This is a genomic window from Comamonas suwonensis (genome assembly GCF_012844455.2).
GTDB classification, from domain to species: domain Bacteria; phylum Pseudomonadota; class Gammaproteobacteria; order Burkholderiales; family Burkholderiaceae_C; genus Comamonas; species Comamonas suwonensis.
In genome coordinates this window covers 140267-158541 of record NZ_JABBCQ020000012.1, presented here as the reverse complement: position 1 = coordinate 158541, position 18275 = coordinate 140267, and the positions used below count along the sequence as shown (strand labels likewise).

17 protein-coding genes are annotated in these 18275 nt (G+C 62.2%); 13 read left to right on the top strand and 4 right to left on the bottom strand.

Going from position 1 to position 18275, the window contains the following annotated elements; genetic code table 11:
- The first annotated feature begins 34 nt into the window (after positions 1–34).
- The 9 genes from gspL (at position 35) to HF327_RS14685 (ending at position 9212) form a co-directional block, all read left to right on the top strand.
- Entirely contained in the window at positions 35–1261 is a 1227-nt protein-coding gene (gspL, locus tag HF327_RS14725; RefSeq protein WP_198460882.1) for a type II secretion system protein GspL, read from the top strand.
- A complete protein-coding gene (gene gspM / locus HF327_RS14720) occupies positions 1258–1800 on the top strand; it encodes a type II secretion system protein GspM (protein WP_198460881.1) in 543 nt (180 codons plus the stop codon). The genes gspL and gspM overlap by 4 nt, the downstream gene beginning before the upstream one ends.
- A gap of 9 nt (positions 1801–1809) precedes the next feature.
- Positions 1810–2640, top strand: coding sequence for a type II secretion system protein N (gspN, locus tag HF327_RS14715; RefSeq protein WP_198460880.1), 831 nt, complete (start codon positions 1810–1812; stop codon positions 2638–2640).
- Positions 2641–2643: 3 nt separating this feature from the next.
- Positions 2644–4968 (top strand): type II secretion system secretin GspD, encoded by a 2325-nt coding sequence (gene gspD / locus HF327_RS14710; protein WP_198460879.1) that lies wholly within the window; start codon positions 2644–2646, stop codon positions 4966–4968.
- A 13-nt stretch (positions 4969–4981) separates the two neighbouring features.
- Positions 4982–6343: a GspE/PulE family protein gene (locus HF327_RS14705; RefSeq protein ID WP_198460878.1), complete on the top strand. Its 1362-nt coding sequence runs from the start codon at positions 4982–4984 to the stop codon at positions 6341–6343.
- Between the two features lie 73 nt (positions 6344–6416).
- Complete coding sequence (locus HF327_RS14700) at positions 6417–6701, top strand: hypothetical protein (RefSeq protein ID WP_099738818.1); 285 nt, start codon at positions 6417–6419, stop codon at positions 6699–6701.
- A 46-nt stretch (positions 6702–6747) separates the two neighbouring features.
- Entirely contained in the window at positions 6748–7749 is a 1002-nt protein-coding gene (locus tag HF327_RS14695) for an LLM class flavin-dependent oxidoreductase (protein WP_198460877.1), read from the top strand.
- Between the two features lie 8 nt (positions 7750–7757).
- Entirely contained in the window at positions 7758–8444 is a 687-nt protein-coding gene (locus HF327_RS14690) for a helix-turn-helix transcriptional regulator (RefSeq protein ID WP_198460876.1), read from the top strand.
- Between the two features lie 111 nt (positions 8445–8555).
- Positions 8556–9212, top strand: a complete 657-nt coding sequence (locus tag HF327_RS14685; RefSeq protein ID WP_198460875.1) for a glutathione S-transferase family protein — start codon at positions 8556–8558, stop codon at positions 9210–9212.
- Here the strand turns inward: HF327_RS14685 and HF327_RS14680 are convergent.
- Positions 9209–9493, bottom strand: a complete 285-nt coding sequence (locus tag HF327_RS14680; protein ID WP_198460874.1) for a hypothetical protein — start codon at positions 9491–9493, stop codon at positions 9209–9211. The two genes, HF327_RS14685 and HF327_RS14680, sit on opposite strands and share 4 nt — an antisense overlap.
- Positions 9494–9591: 98 nt before the next feature.
- Between HF327_RS14680 and gspF the strand changes: the two genes are divergently transcribed.
- The 3 genes from gspF to HF327_RS14665 all read left to right on the top strand — a co-directional run bounded on the left by gspF (position 9592) and on the right by HF327_RS14665 (position 12284).
- Positions 9592–10815, top strand: coding sequence for a type II secretion system inner membrane protein GspF (gene gspF / locus HF327_RS14675; protein ID WP_198460873.1), 1224 nt, complete (start codon positions 9592–9594; stop codon positions 10813–10815).
- A 15-nt stretch (positions 10816–10830) separates the two neighbouring features.
- Complete coding sequence (locus HF327_RS14670; protein WP_198460872.1) at positions 10831–11748, top strand: 5'-nucleotidase; 918 nt, start codon at positions 10831–10833, stop codon at positions 11746–11748.
- 71 nt (positions 11749–11819) lie between these two features.
- Positions 11820–12284, top strand: coding sequence for an EF-hand domain-containing protein (locus HF327_RS14665; protein ID WP_198460900.1), 465 nt, complete (start codon positions 11820–11822; stop codon positions 12282–12284).
- 65 nt (positions 12285–12349) lie between these two features.
- Here HF327_RS14665 and HF327_RS14660 read toward each other — a convergent pair whose 3' ends face one another.
- The 3 genes from HF327_RS14660 to HF327_RS14650 all read right to left on the bottom strand — a co-directional run bounded on the left by HF327_RS14660 (position 12350) and on the right by HF327_RS14650 (position 15782).
- Complete coding sequence (locus HF327_RS14660) at positions 12350–12787, bottom strand: hypothetical protein (protein ID WP_198460871.1); 438 nt, start codon at positions 12785–12787, stop codon at positions 12350–12352.
- A gap of 208 nt (positions 12788–12995) precedes the next feature.
- Positions 12996–13487 (bottom strand): cyanophycin metabolism-associated DUF1854 family protein, encoded by a 492-nt coding sequence (locus tag HF327_RS14655; protein WP_198460870.1) that lies wholly within the window; start codon positions 13485–13487, stop codon positions 12996–12998.
- Between the two features lie 3 nt (positions 13488–13490).
- The gene (locus HF327_RS14650; protein ID WP_198460869.1) at positions 13491–15782 is read right to left on the bottom strand and encodes a cyanophycin metabolism-associated ABC transporter; all 2292 of its coding nucleotides are present in this window, start codon (positions 15780–15782) and stop codon (positions 13491–13493) included.
- A 225-nt stretch (positions 15783–16007) separates the two neighbouring features.
- Between HF327_RS14650 and HF327_RS14645 the strand changes: the two genes are divergently transcribed.
- Complete coding sequence (locus HF327_RS14645; RefSeq protein ID WP_198460868.1) at positions 16008–18188, top strand: cyanophycin synthetase; 2181 nt, start codon at positions 16008–16010, stop codon at positions 18186–18188.
- The last annotated feature ends 87 nt before the right edge of the window (positions 18189–18275 follow it).

Below are 18275 nucleotides of genomic sequence, written 5' to 3'. Positions count from 1 at the left end.
CGTCATAACCCCCCCATAGAATGCGGCATCCTCCATGAGCACATTGCTAATACAGCTGCCAGCGGAACTCGCACACTCCGCCGCAGAATATCTCTACATCGTCAGCGACGATGGTCAAAGCGCTGAGCGCAGCGGCCAGGCCAACGCGACTCTGCTGCCCGCCTCGGGCCGCACGAATCAAGTCACTGCCGTCATCCCTGTCAGCCGCCTTTCCTGGCACAGCATCACCCTGCCGCCGGGTCTGAACGTGCAAAGCCGCCGCCAGCAAGCGCGCGTGCGCGCCGTGCTTGAAGGTTTGCTGGAAGAAAAGCTGCTCGACGACGCATCCACCTTGCACCTGGCACTGGACTCCGCCCCGGGAGGTCAGAGCTACTGGGTTGCCGCCTGCGACAAGCCATGGCTGCAATCACATCTGCAACTGCTGGAAAGCAGCGGCCATGTCGCCAACCGGCTGGTGCCCGAGCAATGGCCCAGCGCCAGCGCACAGCTGCTGCTATGGGGCGACAACGGCAACGCCCAACTCAGCGTGACCGGGCTGGATGGACGAAGCTCGCTGGCCACCCTGCCGCTGCGTGCCGATGCCAGCTTGCTGCACCCCCTGCTATCGCGCCTGCCAGCAGACCTGCCCGTGCTGGCCGAGCCCCAGCTCGCCCGCGCGGCAGAGGCCTTGCAGCACCCCGTCAACATCTTCACCGCTGCGCAGCGCCTGCTACAAAGCGCAAGCTACACCGGTGATCTGGCGCAGTTTGATCTGGATCTGGGCGGCAGCACCCGCGCTAGGCGCCGCTTGCTGGATGCCTGGCAAAGCGTTGCCAAAGCCCCCCAATGGCGCGCCGCGCGCTGGGCTGCCGGCATTGCAATCGTGGCCCAGCTCATAGGCATGAACGCCTGGGCCTTCAAAGAAAATCGCGCCATCGCACAGCGCCAGCTGCAAGCCAAGCAGGTGCTGCAAACCACCTTCCCGCGTGTGCCCGTGATTGTGGATGCACCCGTGCAAATGCAGCGCGAGCTGGATATGCTGCGCAGCAACTCTGGCGCGCTCTCTGCCGCTGACCTGGAAGCCCTGCTGGCCGCCAGCGCCACCATCAGCAGCATGCCCAACGCCAAAAGCCTGGAGTATCAGGACAAGCAACTGCGCATCACAGGACTCGACCTGAACCCCGAAGCATTGAGCGACGCACAGCAAAGCCTGGAAGCCAGCGGCTACCAGCTGCAGCGTGAAGGCGCTGACCTCATCCTCAGCGCAAAGACCCATCCATGAAGCAAGACAACGCCTTGAATACCGCGCTTGCGCCACTACGCCAGCGCTGGGCAAGCCTCGCACAGCGTGAACAGAATCTGGTGTTGATTGCTGGCACTGTCGTGCTGCTGGCACTGGTCTGGTGGGTGGCACTGGCGCCCGCACTGCACAGCCTGCGCACCGCACCTGCCCGGCACGCCGCCGCAGACCGCGAGCTGCAGGCCATGCTGCAAATGCAGTCACAGGCCGAGCTGCTGCGCCAGCAGCCGCAAGCGAATAACACCGATGTGCGCACGCAGCTGGAGCAATCCATCAAAACCGAAATGCCCGCCACGGCGCAAATGCAATGGCTGGGCAATCGCGCTCAAGTCACGCTCGCCAATGCCCACGCGCCCGCGCTGGCCCGCTGGCTTAGCCAAGTGCGTGACAACAGCCATGCATCCGTCGCGGAAATGAAGCTCAACCGAGCCCCCGAGGATGCTACAGACGCCTCAGCCAGCACACGCTGGAGCGGCAATTTACTGCTGGACCTTCCCGGTTCTGCAGGCGCGCCCAATTAATCCCTTGTCATGAGCCTGCGGTCATCACGTTTTTCCAGCCAAACTGCACACCCGCCGCGCGGGCTGGGCGCGCGGCATTCGCCGCGCCGCTGGGCGATTGGTGGTGCGCTGCTGGGTGGCTTGCTAACGGGTGCCATCTTCGCGCCTGCGGCATGGCTGGCGGCGGGTGTGCAATCCGCTACCGCAGGCCAGGTACAGCTACAAGAAGCACGCGGTACGGTCTGGAATGGATCGGCCCGCCTGGTGCTGACGGGTGGCAAGGACAGTCGCGACGCGACCACCCTGCCCACCCGCCTGAGCTGGACTTTGCGCCCCGGTTTTGGAAGCGCCAGCCTGACTCTGCAAAGCGACTGCTGCACCAGCACCCCAGTGCTGGCCCAGCTCACACCGGGCTGGAATGCCATGACGCTGCGCGTGAGCGACAGCGCGCTGCAACTGCCTGCCGACATGCTGGCCGGGCTTGGGACACCGTGGAATACTGTGGCTCTGCAAGGCCAGTTGCGCCTGTCCACCAGCGGGCTGGTGCTGCAATACCGCGCGGGCCGCGCCACCAGTCAGGGGCTGACCCGGCTGGAAGCACTGGCAGTGTCTTCGCGCCTATCACCGCTCAAGCCACTGGGCAGCTATCGGCTCGATATTCAGGGCGGTGACAACGCCCAACTCCATCTGTCTACTCTCAATGGCGACCTGCACCTTAGCGGTCAGGGCCAGTGGGTAGGCTCCCGTCTGCACTTCAACGGCGAAGCTTCTGCCAGCCCCGAGCGCGAAGCCGCCCTGTCGAATCTGCTCAATATTCTGGGGCGCCGCCAAGGCACACGCTCCATCATCACTTTTGGTTGATCTATGACTCAGCGTAGTACTCTTAAATCAATAGCTGCCGCCGCATTACTGGTATGCGCCAGCAGCACTATTTATGCTCAAACTACGCCTAGCTTGCGACCCGGCGAGCCCGTCACGCTGAACTTCACCAACGCCGATATTGAAGCCGTATCGCGCGCCATGGCCGCCATTACCAACCGCAACGTGGTGGTCGATCCGCGCGTCAAAGGCCAGATCACGCTGCTGACCGACAAGGCTGTATCGCCTGCCACGGCCTACCAGCAATATCTGGCCGCACTGCGCATGCAGGGCTTTACAGTGGTGGAGTCCGCAGGCCTGTTCAAGGTCATCCCCGAAGCCGATGCCAAGCTGCAGACCCATGAAGTGGCCGTGGGCCGCGGCAATCCTGGCGGCGCTGGCATCGTCACGCAGATCTTCAAGCTCAACTACGAAAACGCCAGCAACCTGGTGCCTGTGCTGCGCCCGCTGATCAGCCCCAATAACACCATCAACGTCAACCCCGGCAATAACTCGCTGGTCATCACCGACTACGCGGATAACCTGCAGCGCATCTCGCGCATCATTGCCAGCACCGATGTCTCCAACGCCACCGATGTAGAAGTACTGCCACTGCGCCACGCCATGGCCAGCGACATGGTGGCGCTGGTCAACCGCCTGATCGACGGAGGCTCAGCCACCGGCAGTGCCTTGCAGGCCGCCGCAGGCGCTGCAGCAGGCCAGGCGGACACCGGTTTTCGCACCTCCATCCTGGCCGAGCCGCGCAGCAACTCGGTGCTGATTCGTGCCGCCAATCCGGCCAAGCTGTCGCAAATCCGCTCGCTGATTGCGCGCCTCGACCAGCCTGCCATGACGGGCAATGGCGACGACGGCAACATCCATGTGGTGTACCTGAAGAACGCAGACGCCGTCTCGCTGGCCGCCACGCTGCGCGCCGCCATCAGCGCGCAACCCAGCGCCAGCCAGGCACTGGGCGGCCAGGCGGGCATGACCAATGCATCGGCCACCGGCACACCCTCCATGGGGCAAGCCACTATTTCACGCGGCACAGATGGCAGCGCCACCGTGGGCCTTGGCGGCGGCAACACCGGCCCCAGCTCACGCTTTGGCACGGCTCAGCAACCATCCACCGGCGGTTTGATTCAGGCCGACCCCACAACCAACTCCCTCATCATCACCGCACCCGGCCCGCTGTACCGTCAGCTGCGCACCGTCATCGACAAGCTCGATGGCCGCCGTGCGCAGGTGCTGATCGAGGCATTGATCGTCGAAGTCTCGGCCGACAAGGCCGCACAGCTGGGCGTGCAGTGGAGCTCCATCATTCGCAACAATGGCCGCGTACTAGGCGTACTGGGCAATGGCACGTCCATCAACGGCATTCCCAACATCTTTGGCGTCGCCGGAGCCGTGGGCAATCTCGTTACCGGCACGGCACTCACGGACAGTCAGGCCGCAGCCATTGGTGGCATGAAGGGCATGAACCTGGGCTTTACCCAGACCGTCAATGGCAACACCAGCCTGGGTGCGCTGGTGAATCTGATGCAGGGTGATGGCGACACCAACATCCTCTCCACTCCGAATCTGATGACGCTGGACAACGAAGAAGCCAGCATCATGGTGGGCGAAAACGTACCCTTCCCGACCGGCTCGTACACCAACACGGCGGGCGCCAACGGCTCCATCAATCCCTTCACCACCTACGAACGCAAGGACGTGGGTACGCTGCTCAAGATTCGTCCGCAGATCAACGAAAACGGCACCATCAAAATGGCCGTCTATCAAGAAAACTCTGCGGTCAAATCCAACAATTCCACCGCTCTTTCCGGCCCCACCACCACCAAGCGCTCCATTGAGTCGAATGTGCTGGTGGAAGACGGTGCCATCGTGGTGCTGGGCGGCCTGATTGCCGACGAGTACGGCCAGACGCAGGAGCGCGTGCCGTTGCTGGGCGATATCCCCTTGATCGGCAACCTGTTTCGCAACACGGCGCGCTCCCGCAAAAAGACCAATCTGATGGTCTTCCTGCGCCCCACGGTGCTGCGCGATGCCAGCTCCACCAGCCAGTTCTCGCAAGACCGCTACGAGGCGATTCGCGGCGTGCAGCAAACCTCTCAGCCTGATCCCAACCTGCTGATGCGCAATGTCAGCGCTGCACCCTTGCTGCCAAGCATGAACGGCGGCGTACCCGTGACTCAGCCCAATGTCGTCATCGTGCCCGGTGCCAAGCCCGAATTGGTGGACTTCTCGCGCCCCGGCCACCCCACCGTGAACGGTCAGCCCGTCACCGTTACGCCCGTGGCACCGGCGACTGTGCAGCCCGGCACGCTGTAAGCAAAGGCCACGCATGCGCTATCCACTGCCCTATGGCTTTGCCCGCAGCAGTCAGTTGCTGATTGAAGATGATGGATCAGAGCCCGTGCTCTGGCACAGCCCCCAGCCCGACTGGTCAGCCCTCTCGGAAGTACAGCGCAAGCACGCCGTGCAGCGCTGGCAGGTGCTGGACAGCGGCGCGCTGGCGCACCGCATCAGCGCGGCCTATGCGCAAAGCGACTCCAGCGCCGCCATGGTGGTCAGCGAAGTCGAGTCCGATGCCGACCTGACCCGCATGATGCAAGAACTGCCCGCCGTCGAAGACTTGCTGGAGACCGCAGACGACGCACCCATCATCCGCATGCTCAACGCCCTGCTCACACAAGCTGCGCGCGATGGTGCTTCGGACATTCACATCGAGCCCTACGAGCGCCACTCCAGCGTGCGCTTTCGCGTCGATGGTGATCTGCGGGAAGTGGTGCAGCCCAACCGCGCCCTGCACGCCGCCTTGATCAGTCGCCTGAAGATCATGGCCGACCTGGATATTGCCGAAAAGCGCCTGCCGCAAGACGGCCGCATCAGCCTGCGACTGGGCACACGTGCCATTGACGTGCGTGTCTCCACCCTGCCCAGCGCCCATGGCGAACGCGCCGTGCTGCGCCTGCTGGACAAGAGCGAGAGCAAGCTCAGCCTGGAAGCCGTGGGCATGGGGGGCCAGACGCTGGAACGCTTCACCCACCTGATGGCCCAGCCCCACGGCATCGTGCTCGTTACCGGCCCCACGGGCTCGGGCAAGACCACCACGCTCTACTCCGCGCTGCAGCGCATGGACGCCAGCCACAGCAACATCATGACGGTGGAAGATCCCATCGAGTATGAGCTGGCAGGCGTGGGCCAGACACAGGTCAATGCCAAGATCGACCTGACCTTTGCCAAGGCCCTGCGCGCCCTGCTGCGTCAGGACCCGGACGTCATCATGATTGGCGAAATCCGCGACTTTGAAACCGCGCAGATCGCCATTCAGGCCTCGCTCACCGGTCACCTGGTGCTGGCCACACTGCACACCAACGATGCGCCCAGCGCCGTGACGCGCCTGATAGACATGGGGGTCGAACCCTTCCTGCTGTCCTCATCGCTTCTGGGCGTGCTGGCACAGCGGCTGGTGCGCAAGGTGGATCACAGCGAGCCCAGTGGCTACAGAGGCCGTACCGGCATTTTTGAAATGCTGGTGGTCGACGACACCATTCGCGCCCAGATTCACCGTGGTGCCAGCGAAGCCGAAATCCGCGAAACCGCGCAGGCCTCAGGCATGCAGCTCATGCGCGAGGATGGCGAACGCCTGGTGCGCGAAGGCATCACCACGGCCGCCGAAGTGATGCGGGTGACGCGGGACTGAGTCACAGGACTGGGTAGCGGACTTTCATGGCCTGAGCGTGCAAAGCCTTTTTCGGCTTTGCAACAATGAACCCATGCTTGAAAACCTCCGCACCTCTGTCCAGCCCTATGGCGGCGATTTGTTCTTGTTGTTGATAGCGCTGGCCGTCATCAGCTTTGCCGTCCTTTTCCAGCTCAAGAGTCGCTTTCCTGTCGGCCAGCTGCGCCGCATGATTCGCATGGCCGCACTGGTGGCCCTGCTGGGCTCAGTCTTTGCCATGCAGGCGGGCACCACCTACTACGCCATCGCCGGCGTGCTGCTGGTCTGGGGCGTGCTGGTCGCCGTGGTATTTGGACGTGAAATCGGTCGCAAGCGCTGATTCATCAAGCGCAAGAAGCTATCAAAATCATAAAGAATTCATCACCATGAAATCTCTGAACAACGTCAATCTGTCCATGCTGGACCTGGTCGCCGTACGCGAAGGCGGCACAGTCGCTGATGCACTGAACATTGCAGTGCGCACAGCGCAGCATGCCGAGAAATTGGGCTTTACCCGTTACTGGCTGGCTGAGCACCACAACATGCCTGGCATTGCCTGCTCTGCGACGGCTGTGCTGGTGGGTCATATCGCCGGTGCGACGCAAACGATTCGCGTGGGCTCGGGCGGCATCATGCTGCCCAACCATGCCCCCTTGGTCGTGGCCGAGGCCTTTGGCACGCTGGCCGAGCTCTACCCCGGCCGTATTGACCTGGGTCTGGGCCGCGCGCCCGGCACGGATGGCCCCACCATGCGCGCACTGCGCCGCGACCGGGTGGAAAGCGAGGAAGACTTTCCGCGTGATGTGCAGGAGCTGCAACATCTGCTGGGTGAGGCGCAAGAAGGCCAGCGCCTGATCGCCATGCCCGGCGCAGGCACCAACGTGCCCATCTGGCTGCTGGGCTCCAGCCTGTTCTCGGCCCAGCTGGCCGCTCATTTGGGCCTGCCTTACGCCTTTGCCTCGCACTTTGCGCCGCGCATGCTGCACCAAGCGCTCGCGATCTACCGTCAGATGTTCAAGCCCAGCGCCGCGCTGGCCAAGCCTTATGCCATCGTCGGCGTGCCTGTCATCGCGGCAGAAACCGACGAGCAAGCCGACTACCTGGCCAGCAGCACCCATCAGCGCGTTCTGGGCATTCTGACCGGCAACCGCACCCGCCTGCTGCCACCTGTGGAGAACTTCTGGCAACAGCTCGATGCACGCTCCCAGGCCGCCATTGCCGACTTTCTGGCCGCAGGCGTGATTGGCGGCCCCGACACCGTGCAGCAAGGGCTGCAGAAGCTGGCCGATGAAACCCAGGCGGATGAGTTCATGATCGTCAGCGATGTGTATGACGCCGACTTGCGTTTGCGCAGCCTGGAGATCACGGCCGATGCCATGAAGGCCTGATCTCTCGCATGAGCCGGTCCGCCCGTCTGCTGCAGCTGCTCGACGCCCTGCGCTGCGCCCGCCAGCCGCAGTCCGGGCCGCAGCTAGCCCAGTCTTTGGGCGTGAGCCTGCGCACCATTTACCGCGACATTGCCACCTTGCGCGCCCAGGGGGCGGACATTCTGGGCGACCCAGGTCTGGGCTTTGAGATGCGCCCCGGCTTTTTGCTGCCACCGCTGATGTTCAATGCCGACGAGCTCGAAGCCCTGCTGCTGGGTGCCAGCTGGGCCAGCCTGCAGGCCGATCCGCAACTGGCACAGGCAGCCAAGGCCGCCATGGACCGCATTCGCAGCGCGCTACCGCTGGAATTGCGCATTGCCGTCGACACCAGCGGCCTACTGGTACCCAACATGCAGCAGTCGCCCCAACCCGAAACCTGGCAGACCGCGCTGCGCCGCGCCATCCGGGCCGAGCACATCGTCGTGCTGCACTACGAGGATCAGCATGGCACGCTGACGGAGCGCCGGATCTGGCCTTTTGCCATGGCGTATTTCGAGCGCGCGCGCGTGGTCTCCGCCTGGTGCGAGCTGCGTCAGGAATTTCGCCACTTTCGCGCCGACCGCGTTCACGCCTTGCAGGACCTGGGTCAGCGTTATCCGCAGCGGCGCCAGTCGCTGATACAGCGCTGGCTGGAGCAGACCGGCTACTCAATCTAGCCAGCATCGCTGCCTGGCGTCTGGCTGCTGACAGAAACTGTCAGCCCCCGCTTCTACATTGGCTGCATGGCGTTTTTGCCATGCCACAACAGCCCATTACGGAGATCCGCCATGTCCACAGCCCACCCGCCCAAGCTGCGCTTTTTCAGCAACCCCAGATCGCGTGCCCGCATGGTGCACTGGATGCTGCAGGAGTGCGGTGCAGACTATGAACTCGTGAACCAGGAGTTCGGCCCCGAGATGAAGACGCCCGAATTTCTGGCCATCAACCCCATGGGCAAGGTTCCCGCACTGCAGCATGGCGATGCCGTGATCACCGAGACCGGGGCCATCCTGGCCTATCTGGCTGAGCTATTCCCCGACAAGCAGCTGGCCCCTGCCATCGCCAGCCCGGAGCGCGCCAGCTATTTTCGTTGGCTGTTCTTTGTTGCCGGTCCGGTAGAGGCCGCCACCACGGCCAAAAACGAAGGCTGGCTGAAGTTGCAAACCCATCAGCAAGCCATGTCGGCCGGCTTTGGCCACTTTGAAGATGTGGTGAACACGCTGCAGCATGCGGTAAGCGGCAAGCGCTATGTCTGCGGCGACCATTTCACGGCCGCTGATCTGTATCTGGCCAGTTATATCGGCTGGAGCATGATGGATGGCAGTTTGCCGAAGCTGCCCGAATTCGAAGCCTATGCCACACCGCTGCTGCAGCGCCCAGCCTCGGCGCGTGCCGACGAGATCGACGGCGATATGCAAGCCGCCGCCATGGCTCCAATCATTTAAGGTTTTTTGGCCTGCAGCGCATGACCGTCATGCACGAGGCCATCAAACTTCATAGCAACCGTACACCTGCGCCCACCTGTGGACAACTTCTGGCCGCCGATCGATGCACGCTCCCAGCCCGCCATTGCCGACTTTCTGACCGCAGGCGTGACTGGCGAGCCCCCACCATGCAGCAAGGCCTGCAAAAGCGGGCCGTTGAAACGCAGGCTGCTGAACTCTTGATCATCAGCGACATGTAGGAGGTCGGTCTGTGCCTGCGGAGCCTGAAAATGACCGCGCAAGCCATTCAACCGTCTTGAGGACCCTTGGCTCAAACGTGATGTGCCGTCATCAATAGTCGCTACCATCGCAGTAACTCGTTTCCTAGCCACTGCAACGCATGCCCGCCTTTACCTTTGAAGCCCTGGATGCCCAGGGCCAGACCCGCAAGGGCATTCTTGAAGCCGATAACGCCCGTGCCGCACGCAGCCAGCTGCGTACGCAGGCACTGGTGCCTCTGCAAGTCGAGCCCGTGGCGGCAGGTCAGAGCAAAGGCGGTGCCTCGGCATCAAGCTGGCTCACACGCCCTGTCTTCAGCTCCACGAGTCTGGCCGTGTGGACGCGGCAAATCGCCGGTCTGGTCAGCTCCGGCCTGCCCATTGAGCGCGCACTGGCGGCTCTGGCCGAAGAGGCCGAAGACCAGCGCCAGCACCAGCTGGTAGCCGCCTTGCGGGCCGAGGTCAATGCAGGCTCCAGCTTTGCGCGTGCGCTGGAGCAGCATCCGCGCGAGTTCTCCGACATCTTCTGCGCCGTGATTGGCGCGGGTGAATCCAGCGGCAGTCTGGCCCCGGTGCTGGAAAATCTGGCCGACGATCTGGAGTCGCGCCAGGCGCTGCAGTCCAAGCTCATCGGTGCTTCGCTGTACCCGGCCATCGTCACGCTGGTAGCCATCGTCATCGTGATCTTTCTGGTCAGCTATGTGGTGCCACAGGTCGCGGGCGTGTTTGCCGGAACCAAGCGCGCACTGCCGTTTCTCACCGTGGTGATGCTCAACGTCAGCGACTTTGTGCGCAGCTACGGCTGGCTCATGCTGGGCGTCATCGTTGTGGGTGCCATGGGATTTCGCATGGCGCTCAAAAACGAAGCCTTTCGTGAAAATTTTGATGCCCAGTGGCTCAACCTGCCGCTAGTCGGTCGCCTCTCGCGCAGCTACAACGCCGCCCGTTTTGCCAGCACGCTGGCCATGCTGGCGGGGGCTGGCGTTCCCATCCTCAAAGCCTTGCAAGCCGCAGCCGAAACACTGAACAATCGCGCCCTGCGCGCGGATGCCATGGATGCACTGGTGCTGGTGCGTGAAGGCGCGCCGCTGGCATCGGCTCTGGCGCAGAAAAAGCGCTTTCCCGGTCTGGTCGCCATGTTCGCCCGGCTGGGTGAGCAAACCGGCCAGTTGCCGCTGATGCTGCAACGCGCCGCCACCCAGCTATCGACCGAGGTGCAGCGCCGCGCCATGCACCTGGCCACCATTCTGGAGCCGCTGCTCATTGTCGCCATGGGCCTGATCGTCATGCTCATCGTGCTGGCCGTGCTCATGCCCATCATCCAGCTCAACCAGTTCGTCAAATAACAGGCTTTTCCACCTATGCCCGTGTCTCTGCAAGATCAGCTGGTCGTCGCCATCTCCTCGCGTGCCCTGTTTGATTTCGAGGAAGAAAACCGCCTGTTTGAAAACACCGACCCGGCCAGCTATCTGCGCCTGCAGCGCGAGCGGCTGGATGTACCCGCTGCGCCCGGCGTGGCATTTTCGCTGGTCAAAAAGCTGCTGGCCTTCAACACCGAAGAGCAGCAACGGGTGGAGGTCGTGCTGCTGTCACGCAACGACCCGGTCAGCGGCATGCGCGCCTTTCGCTCGGCCAAGGCCCACGGCCTGCACTCCATTCAACGCGGCGTATTCACACAGGGACGTGACCCGTTTGGTTATCTGCGCCCACTGGGTGCACAGCTGTTTCTGTCCGCCAATGCCGACGATGTCACGCAGGCGCTGCAACTGGGCTACCCCGCCGCCCATGTGTTCACCGACTCCATGCGCGCCAGCGGCAGCCACCCGCAGGAAGTACGCATTGCCTTTGACGGCGACGCCGTGCTGTTCTCCGATGAATCCGAGCGCGTGTTTCAGGCCGAGGGGCTGGCTGCCTTTCAAAAGCATGAGCAGGAAAAGGCCGCGCAGCCCCTGCCCGAAGGCCCGTTCAAGCCCCTGCTGGCAGCCCTGCACAGCCTGCAGCAAATTGAAGTGCCGGGCATGCGCATACGCACGGCCCTGGTCACCGCACGCAGCGCACCCGCCCATGAGCGCGCCTTGAACACGCTGATGGACTGGAAAATTGATGTGGATGAGGCCATGTTTCTTGGCGGCCTGGCCAAGGGCGAATTCCTGCGCGAGTTCGAGCCCGACTTCTTCTTTGACGACCAGACCAGCCATGTGCGCAATGCCGCAAGCCATGTTCCATCAGGCCATGTACGCAGCGGTATCGCCCATCACAAACCACCGATACATTCGTAAAGCTTGGCAAAGCACGGAAAGCGAATGCAAAACTTGGGTGCAATCACGGGCTTGCGGTTGAGAATGGCTGCATTGCCCTTATCTGTACCCCTATGCACCCAGCCAAAAAGAAAATCTCCATCTCCCGCAGCACCACCATCATGAAATCCGCCATGGGCGTGCTGCTGACCAGTGCTGTGCTGTTGCTGCCCACCGTGCGCGCTGAAGATGGTGCTGACAAATCAGGCGCCAAGAACAGCGCCCAGCTCTCCAAGGGCGAAATCAAGGCCCAGCAGCAATTCAAAATGCTGGACTTCAATCACGATGGCAAGCTCAGCCGCAAGGAAGTCGCCATCATCCCCAAGCTGGCTGCCGCCTTTGACGAGACCGACACCAACAAGGACGGTTTTGTAACCTACGAAGAAGTCCGCGCCTACGCCGTCAAATACCGCGCCGAGCGCGAAAAGGCAAAGGCCGCCGAGGCCGCTGCGAATCCTGCCGCAACGGAAAACGCTCACAAATCAGATGCTACCGACGCTGATTCTGAAAACAAGTAAACACCAAACATCGCTGAAGCGCTTCATTCGTAAGCGCTATCAGCTACTCAATCAAGAGCAGCCAACTATTTGGGGCCACCTGTGCGCTTGATACGAGGCTCGGAGTACGTCAGCGGCTCATTGCGCGCCGACTGCTTGTTCTGCAGCAAATCCTCGGACTTGCTCACTTCCTGCGCCTGCTCCACCGCCTGCGCGCTGGCCCGCCACATGGACTGAATGAACTCGATGAGCTGCTTGGAGATAGGCTCCTTGGGCGGCTCCTCCACCTCTTCCTTTTGCTTGACCTCCTCGGCCAGCGTCCAGTCACGGTTCTCGCTATCGGCCACTGAGGGCTTCTCAGGCTCGCGCACCGTTCGCCCCTCGCCAATCTTGTCCACAGACTCGCTCGCGTTCACCGCATTGACGGGTCGCACCGGCGCAGCACCCGAGGCACCTGTGGAATACAAATCCGCACCCTGGGTACGCCAGGGCGTCTGTGTCCGGTCTAGAGGAGGAATTTGCATGGCATGGCCCTCGGGAGTTGAAAAAATTCAGGCGGAAAAACAGCTATCTCGCCGTCTTATCGACCACTCTTGAGAAAACTGAAGGATTATTTTCAATTTAGTTTTGATAGCTGCCAGCGCTTTACGGCAAAGGGCTGCAAACCATTTCGGCATAAAAAAGGCCTCAGCGCTGACGCGTGAGGCCTGTGAATTGGTCTGAACTGAAAGCTTACAAGAAGCGCTCAAGCAGCTTGCGCGAATGGCGGTCCAGCTTGTTGCTGTCAGGAATGCGGTACTGCACGCCATCCTGACCCGTAATCTGCAGCTTGGTGCGCCCCGCCAGCTTGCGGATATCTTCCTCCGCCTTGAGCACCATTTGCGTAGGCCCACGGTCGGTCTGCAGGTCCCAGGTGCTGGGCGTGGAAAAGCTGGAGACCTTGAGGATGTGCTCAATCGTGGGAATGAATTCACGGACCGCCAGATCCTGCTCAATCAGCTGACGGTGCTCGGGCTGCAGGTCAGCCATGCGAGAAACCCACAGCGCTTCTTTGCCATCCGCCGCAATCAGCGACAGGCCTTCCAGCGGCGCTTCAATGGGGAAGGCTCGCACGGGCGTTACGCCTTCGAACACATTACCGTTGGCCAGTGTCAGCACCAGTCGGCCATGGGCATTGCGCGTCAGTTGCATGCCACTCAGAGGGGATGGGGGAGCTTCAATCATCATTTATTCCTTGGTCTGCAGTGTCAGACCTGCGGCCTGCGCATCTTCTTCGGCACGGCGGGCCTGAGCGTCATACAGGCGGAAATAATGGCCCTTGAGTGCCATCAGCTCGTCATGCGGGCCCACTTCCACAATCTCGCCACGGTCCATGACGACCAGACGGTCGGCCTTGCGCAGCGTGGACAGGCGGTGGGCAATGGCGATCGTGGTGCGGCCTTGGACCAGGTTGTCCAGCGCCTTCTGGATTTCCTTTTCGGTCTCGGTATCCACAGCAGATGTGGCTTCGTCCAGGATCAGGATGCGCGGATCAATCAGCAGCGCTCGGGCAATCGAGATGCGCTGACGCTCACCACCCGACAGACCCTGACCACGCTCGCCCACCAGCGAGTCATAGCCGTGGGGCAGGCGCAAGATGAACTCGTGCGCATGGGCGGCGCGAGCGGCGGCCACGATTTCCTCGCGGCTGGCACCGGGCTTGCCATAGGCCAGATTCTCGGCAATCGTGCCGAAGAACAGGAAGGGCTCTTGCAACACCAGGCCAATATTGCTGCGGTAGTCGGACACCGACATGCGGCGCACGTCCACGCCATCAAGCTGGATGGAGCCTTCACTCACGTCGTAGAAGCGGCAGATCAGATTGACCAGCGTGCTCTTGCCCGAGCCGCTGTGGCCCACCAGACCAATCATCTCGCCAGGCTTGATTTGCAGGTTCAGGTGCTTGATAACGGAGCGGCTGCCGTAGCGAAAGCCCACGTTATCCATGGTGATGGCGCCTTGGGCCTTGCCCGGCAGCTTCACGGGATTGGCGGGCTCGGGCACGTTGCTCACATGGTCGAGGATGTCGAAAATGCGCTTGGCACCGGCAGCAGCCTTTTGCGTGACCGAAACAATGCGGCTCATCGAATCAAGACGCGTATAGAAGCGGCCGATATAGGCAATGAAAGCGGTCAGCACACCCACGGTGATGGAGCCGCCGGCCACCAGATAAATACCAAAGCCCCAGACGATCAGAATGCCGATTTCAGTCAGCAGCGTGACGGTAGGGGTGAACACCGACCAGGTCTTGTTGACCTTGTCGTTGGCCTGCAGGTTGACCAGATTGGCATCCGCAAAGCGGTCCGCCTCGCGCTTTTCCTGAGCGAAAGCCTTGACCACGCGGATACCGGGGATGGTGTCGGCAAGCACATTGGTCACTTCGGACCAGACACGGTCGATCTTCTCAAAGCCGGTGCGCAGGCGATCGCGCACGGTGTGAATCATCCAGGCAATGAAAGGCAGCGGCACCAGAGTGACCAGCGCCAGCCAGGGATTGATGGAGAACAGAATCGCCGATGTCATGACGATCATCAGCACATCGGTCGCAAAATCCAGCGCATTCAACGATAGAAACAAATTAATACGATCTGTTTCCGCGCCAATCCGTGCCATCAGGTCACCGGTGCGCTTGCTGCCGTAAAAGTCCACCGACAGATTCAGCAAGTGGTTGTAGGTCGTGGTGCGCAGGTTAGAGCCTATGCGCTCGGACACCTTGGCCAGCACAAAAGTGCGTGCCCAGCCCAGAGCCCAGGCCAGAATCGCCGAAACCAGCAGCGCGCCCAGATAGAAGGTCACCAGACTGGAGTCGATCTTCTCGCCGTTCTGAAACGGAATCAGGATCTTGTCCATCAGCGGAATCGTCAGATACGGTGCCACCAGCTGGGCCGCCGTCGTGGCCAGCGTCAGCAAAAAGCCCAGCAGCAGCTGGCCTTGGTAGGGTTTGGCAAAGCGCCACAGGCGCAGCAGCACCCAGGTCGATGTCTGAGGTGCCTGCTGGCGCGCGCAGGCCGGGCATTCTTCGGTATCCGGCGGCAGGGCCGAGTGGCAGACCGGGCAGTGGGCAGCGTCCTCATCGGCGGCTGCGGTATAGGTCTCATGGCGCGCAATGCGCTCGCGCTGGCGGTCAAACTGCTGGATCAGCTGCAGCATGGCAGCCTGATGGGTCAGCGTGATATGCCACTGCGCCAGACGGGCGTCGTGGGTATGCAGCTCCAGATTGCCCACACCACCGTGGTCCTGCAGACGCAGGGACTGGTCGACGGCCAGAGCCCACTCCTGCCAATGGTGAGTGAGGGGGTCGCAGGCCAGAAGACGCTCCTGCGTCAAGGCCAGCAGGCCGTTGCCGAACTTCAAATCCGCACTCAGGTCAACCGGGACGATGGCTAAAACGTTCTCATGTTCAACGAGCTTTGCTCGCAGATCGCCCCCCAGGGGGCCTGCAAAGACGGCCGAGGCGTCCACAGTATGGTGATGTTGCATGTTGAGTTATTTTTCTCCGCCCTTGGCGGCTCCAGAAGTCATGCGGCTAGCCGCTTCGGCATGGTAAACGTGGCTTTGCCCGACGTCCGATACACCCCACTTAACGCGCGAGCCCGCCTTTAGGCTGACAAGCTTCACAATGCAGATTCTGGGCGCACAATGCCAATCCATCAGGGGCAGGAGTTTAAAAAGGCCTGCTCTCCCCATTTTTATCCGCTGAGCAACATGGCGAAATTCAACGACATCCAACTCTTACGCACCACTTTCCTGCGCGGCCCCAGTGTCTGGACCTACCGCCCGGTACTGGAAGTCTGGCTGGATCTGGGAGAGCTGGAAGACTACCCGTCCAACAAGATTCCCGGCCTCAACGACCGCCTGACTGCCTGGCTGCCCGACCTGATCGAGCACACCTGCGGCGTGGGCGAGCGCGGCGGCTTTATCCAGCGTCTTGAAGGCGGCACCTGGATGGGCCATGTGCTGGAGCACGTGATCATCGAGCTGCTGAACCTGGCCGGCATGCCTGCCGAGTTTGGTCAGACCCGTGAAATCTCCAAGCGCGGCGTGTACCGCATGGTGTTCCGCTGCCCCGAAGAAGCGGTGGCCCGCGTGGCGCTGGAGCATGGTCACAAGCTGCTGATGGCGGCCATCAACGATGAGCCGTTCGAGATCAAACCCGCCATCCACGCCATCAAGACAGCGATCAATGACCGTTACCTCGGCCCATCGACCGGCTGCATTGTCGATGCCGCTGGCGAGCGCCGCATCCCCCATATCCGCCTGAACGACGGCAATCTGGTGCAACTGGGCTACGGCGCGGCACAGCGCCGCATCTGGACAGCTGAATCCGACCAGACCAGCGCCATTGCCGAAGGCATTGCCCAGGACAAAGACTTCACCAAGCGCCTGCTGACCGCCTGCGGCGTGCCCGTGCCTGAAGGCCAGATCGTCGCCACGCCCGAAGAAGCGTGGGAAGTGGCACAGGACATTGGCTTTCCCGTCACCGTCAAGCCATCGGACGGCAACCATGCCCGGGGCGTGACACTGGAGCTGTACCAGGAAGCGGACATCAAGGCCGCTTTTGCGCTGGCCCAGCCCGAAGGCTCCGACGTCATCGTGGAACGTTTCATCGACGGCACCGAGCACCGCCTGCTGGTGGTGGGCGGCAAAGTCGTCGCCGCCACCAAGGGCGAAACCGTGTCGGTCTACGGCAACGGCACCGCCACGCTGCGCGAGCTGGTCGCTGTGCTGAACCTGGATCCCCGTCGCGGCCCCGAGCAGGAATACCCGCTGGACTGGATCAATCTGGACGCCGGTGCCGTCAAGCTGGAGCTGAACCGCCAGCATGTGACGCCCGACAGCGTGATCCCCCAAGGTCAGGCCGTACTGCTGCAGCGCAACGGCAACATGGCCATCGACTGCCTGGACGACGTTCACCCCGATGTGGCGTACTACGCCGTGCTGGCCGCCAAAATCGTCGGCCTCGATATCGCAGGCATGGACATGATTCTGAAAGACGTCTCCCAACCCATGCAGGGACAGGGCGCGATTCTGGAAGTCAACGCCGGCCCCGGCCTGCTGATGCACCTCAAGCCCACCAGCGGTGCACCCCGCCCCGTCGGTATGGCGATTGCCGACCACCTCTTCCCGCGTGAAGACGGCCCCGGCGCTGGCCGCATTCCCGTCGTCGGCATTGTGGGCACCCGCAGCAACGCCTTCATCTCGCGTCTGGTGGGCTGGCTGCTGCAGCTGTCTGGCAAGCTGACCGGCGTTGCCAGCAGCGAAGGCATGTATCTGGCCAACCGCCAGACACAAAAGACCAACACCGCCAACTGGGCCGGTGCACACCGCCTGCTGACCAACCGTCTGGCGCAGGCCGCCGTGATTCAAACCACCGCCCGCTCCATTCTGGAAGAAGGTCTGGCCTATGACCGCTGCCTGGTCGGTGTTGTGACCGATATGGACGGCTTTGAACAACTGGCCGATCACGATGTGCTGGAACCCGGCCAGATGCGCCGCGTGATGCGCACCCAGATCGATGTGGTGCTCGATGGCGGTGCTGGCGTGCTGAACGCTGACCTGCCCGAAGTGGCCGATCTGGCCGAGCTGTGCGACGGCGAAGTGGTGCTGTACTCTGCCGACGCCGCCAACGAATTCATTGCGGCCCACCGCGCCAATACAGAAGTTCAGCACGAAGGCGGCCGCGCCGTGTTCGTCAAGGGCAGCAATGTAGTGCTGGCCACCGGCACGCAAGAGCGCGTTCTGGGCACGCTGGATGCACTGTCTCTGGCCGGTGGCAAGCGCCCCGACACCCCCGCGCTGCTGGCCGCGATTGCCACGGCATGGGCGCTGGATATCACGCCCGATCTGATCGGCGCGGGCATCAAGACCTTTGAGTACCAGGCTTGAGCGCCCGTCAAACGCTTCAATAAATATAGCTGCTGGCGCTTGCAGGGCAAGCGCCAAGCCAAGAAATAGCTTGATATTCAGCTGAAA

Coding starts and splice junctions, on each gene's coding strand:
- gspL (WP_198460882.1), top strand. CDS start 35: ATGAGCACATTGCTAATACAGCTGCCAGCGGAACTCGCACACTCCGCC.
- gspF (WP_198460873.1), top strand. CDS start 9,592: ATGCCCGCCTTTACCTTTGAAGCCCTGGATGCCCAGGGCCAGACCCGC.
- HF327_RS14690 (WP_198460876.1), top strand. CDS start 7,758: ATGAGCCGGTCCGCCCGTCTGCTGCAGCTGCTCGACGCCCTGCGCTGC.
- HF327_RS14655 (WP_198460870.1), bottom strand. CDS start 13,487: ATGATTGAAGCTCCCCCATCCCCTCTGAGTGGCATGCAACTGACGCGC.
- HF327_RS14700 (WP_099738818.1), top strand. CDS start 6,417: ATGCTTGAAAACCTCCGCACCTCTGTCCAGCCCTATGGCGGCGATTTG.
- HF327_RS14645 (WP_198460868.1), top strand. CDS start 16,008: ATGGCGAAATTCAACGACATCCAACTCTTACGCACCACTTTCCTGCGC.
- gspN (WP_198460880.1), top strand. CDS start 1,810: ATGAGCCTGCGGTCATCACGTTTTTCCAGCCAAACTGCACACCCGCCG.
- gspM (WP_198460881.1), top strand. CDS start 1,258: ATGAAGCAAGACAACGCCTTGAATACCGCGCTTGCGCCACTACGCCAG.
- HF327_RS14685 (WP_198460875.1), top strand. CDS start 8,556: ATGTCCACAGCCCACCCGCCCAAGCTGCGCTTTTTCAGCAACCCCAGA.
- HF327_RS14695 (WP_198460877.1), top strand. CDS start 6,748: ATGAAATCTCTGAACAACGTCAATCTGTCCATGCTGGACCTGGTCGCC.
- HF327_RS14660 (WP_198460871.1), bottom strand. CDS start 12,787: ATGCAAATTCCTCCTCTAGACCGGACACAGACGCCCTGGCGTACCCAG.
- HF327_RS14670 (WP_198460872.1), top strand. CDS start 10,831: ATGCCCGTGTCTCTGCAAGATCAGCTGGTCGTCGCCATCTCCTCGCGT.
- HF327_RS14705 (WP_198460878.1), top strand. CDS start 4,982: ATGCGCTATCCACTGCCCTATGGCTTTGCCCGCAGCAGTCAGTTGCTG.
- gspD (WP_198460879.1), top strand. CDS start 2,644: ATGACTCAGCGTAGTACTCTTAAATCAATAGCTGCCGCCGCATTACTG.
- HF327_RS14650 (WP_198460869.1), bottom strand. CDS start 15,782: ATGCAACATCACCATACTGTGGACGCCTCGGCCGTCTTTGCAGGCCCC.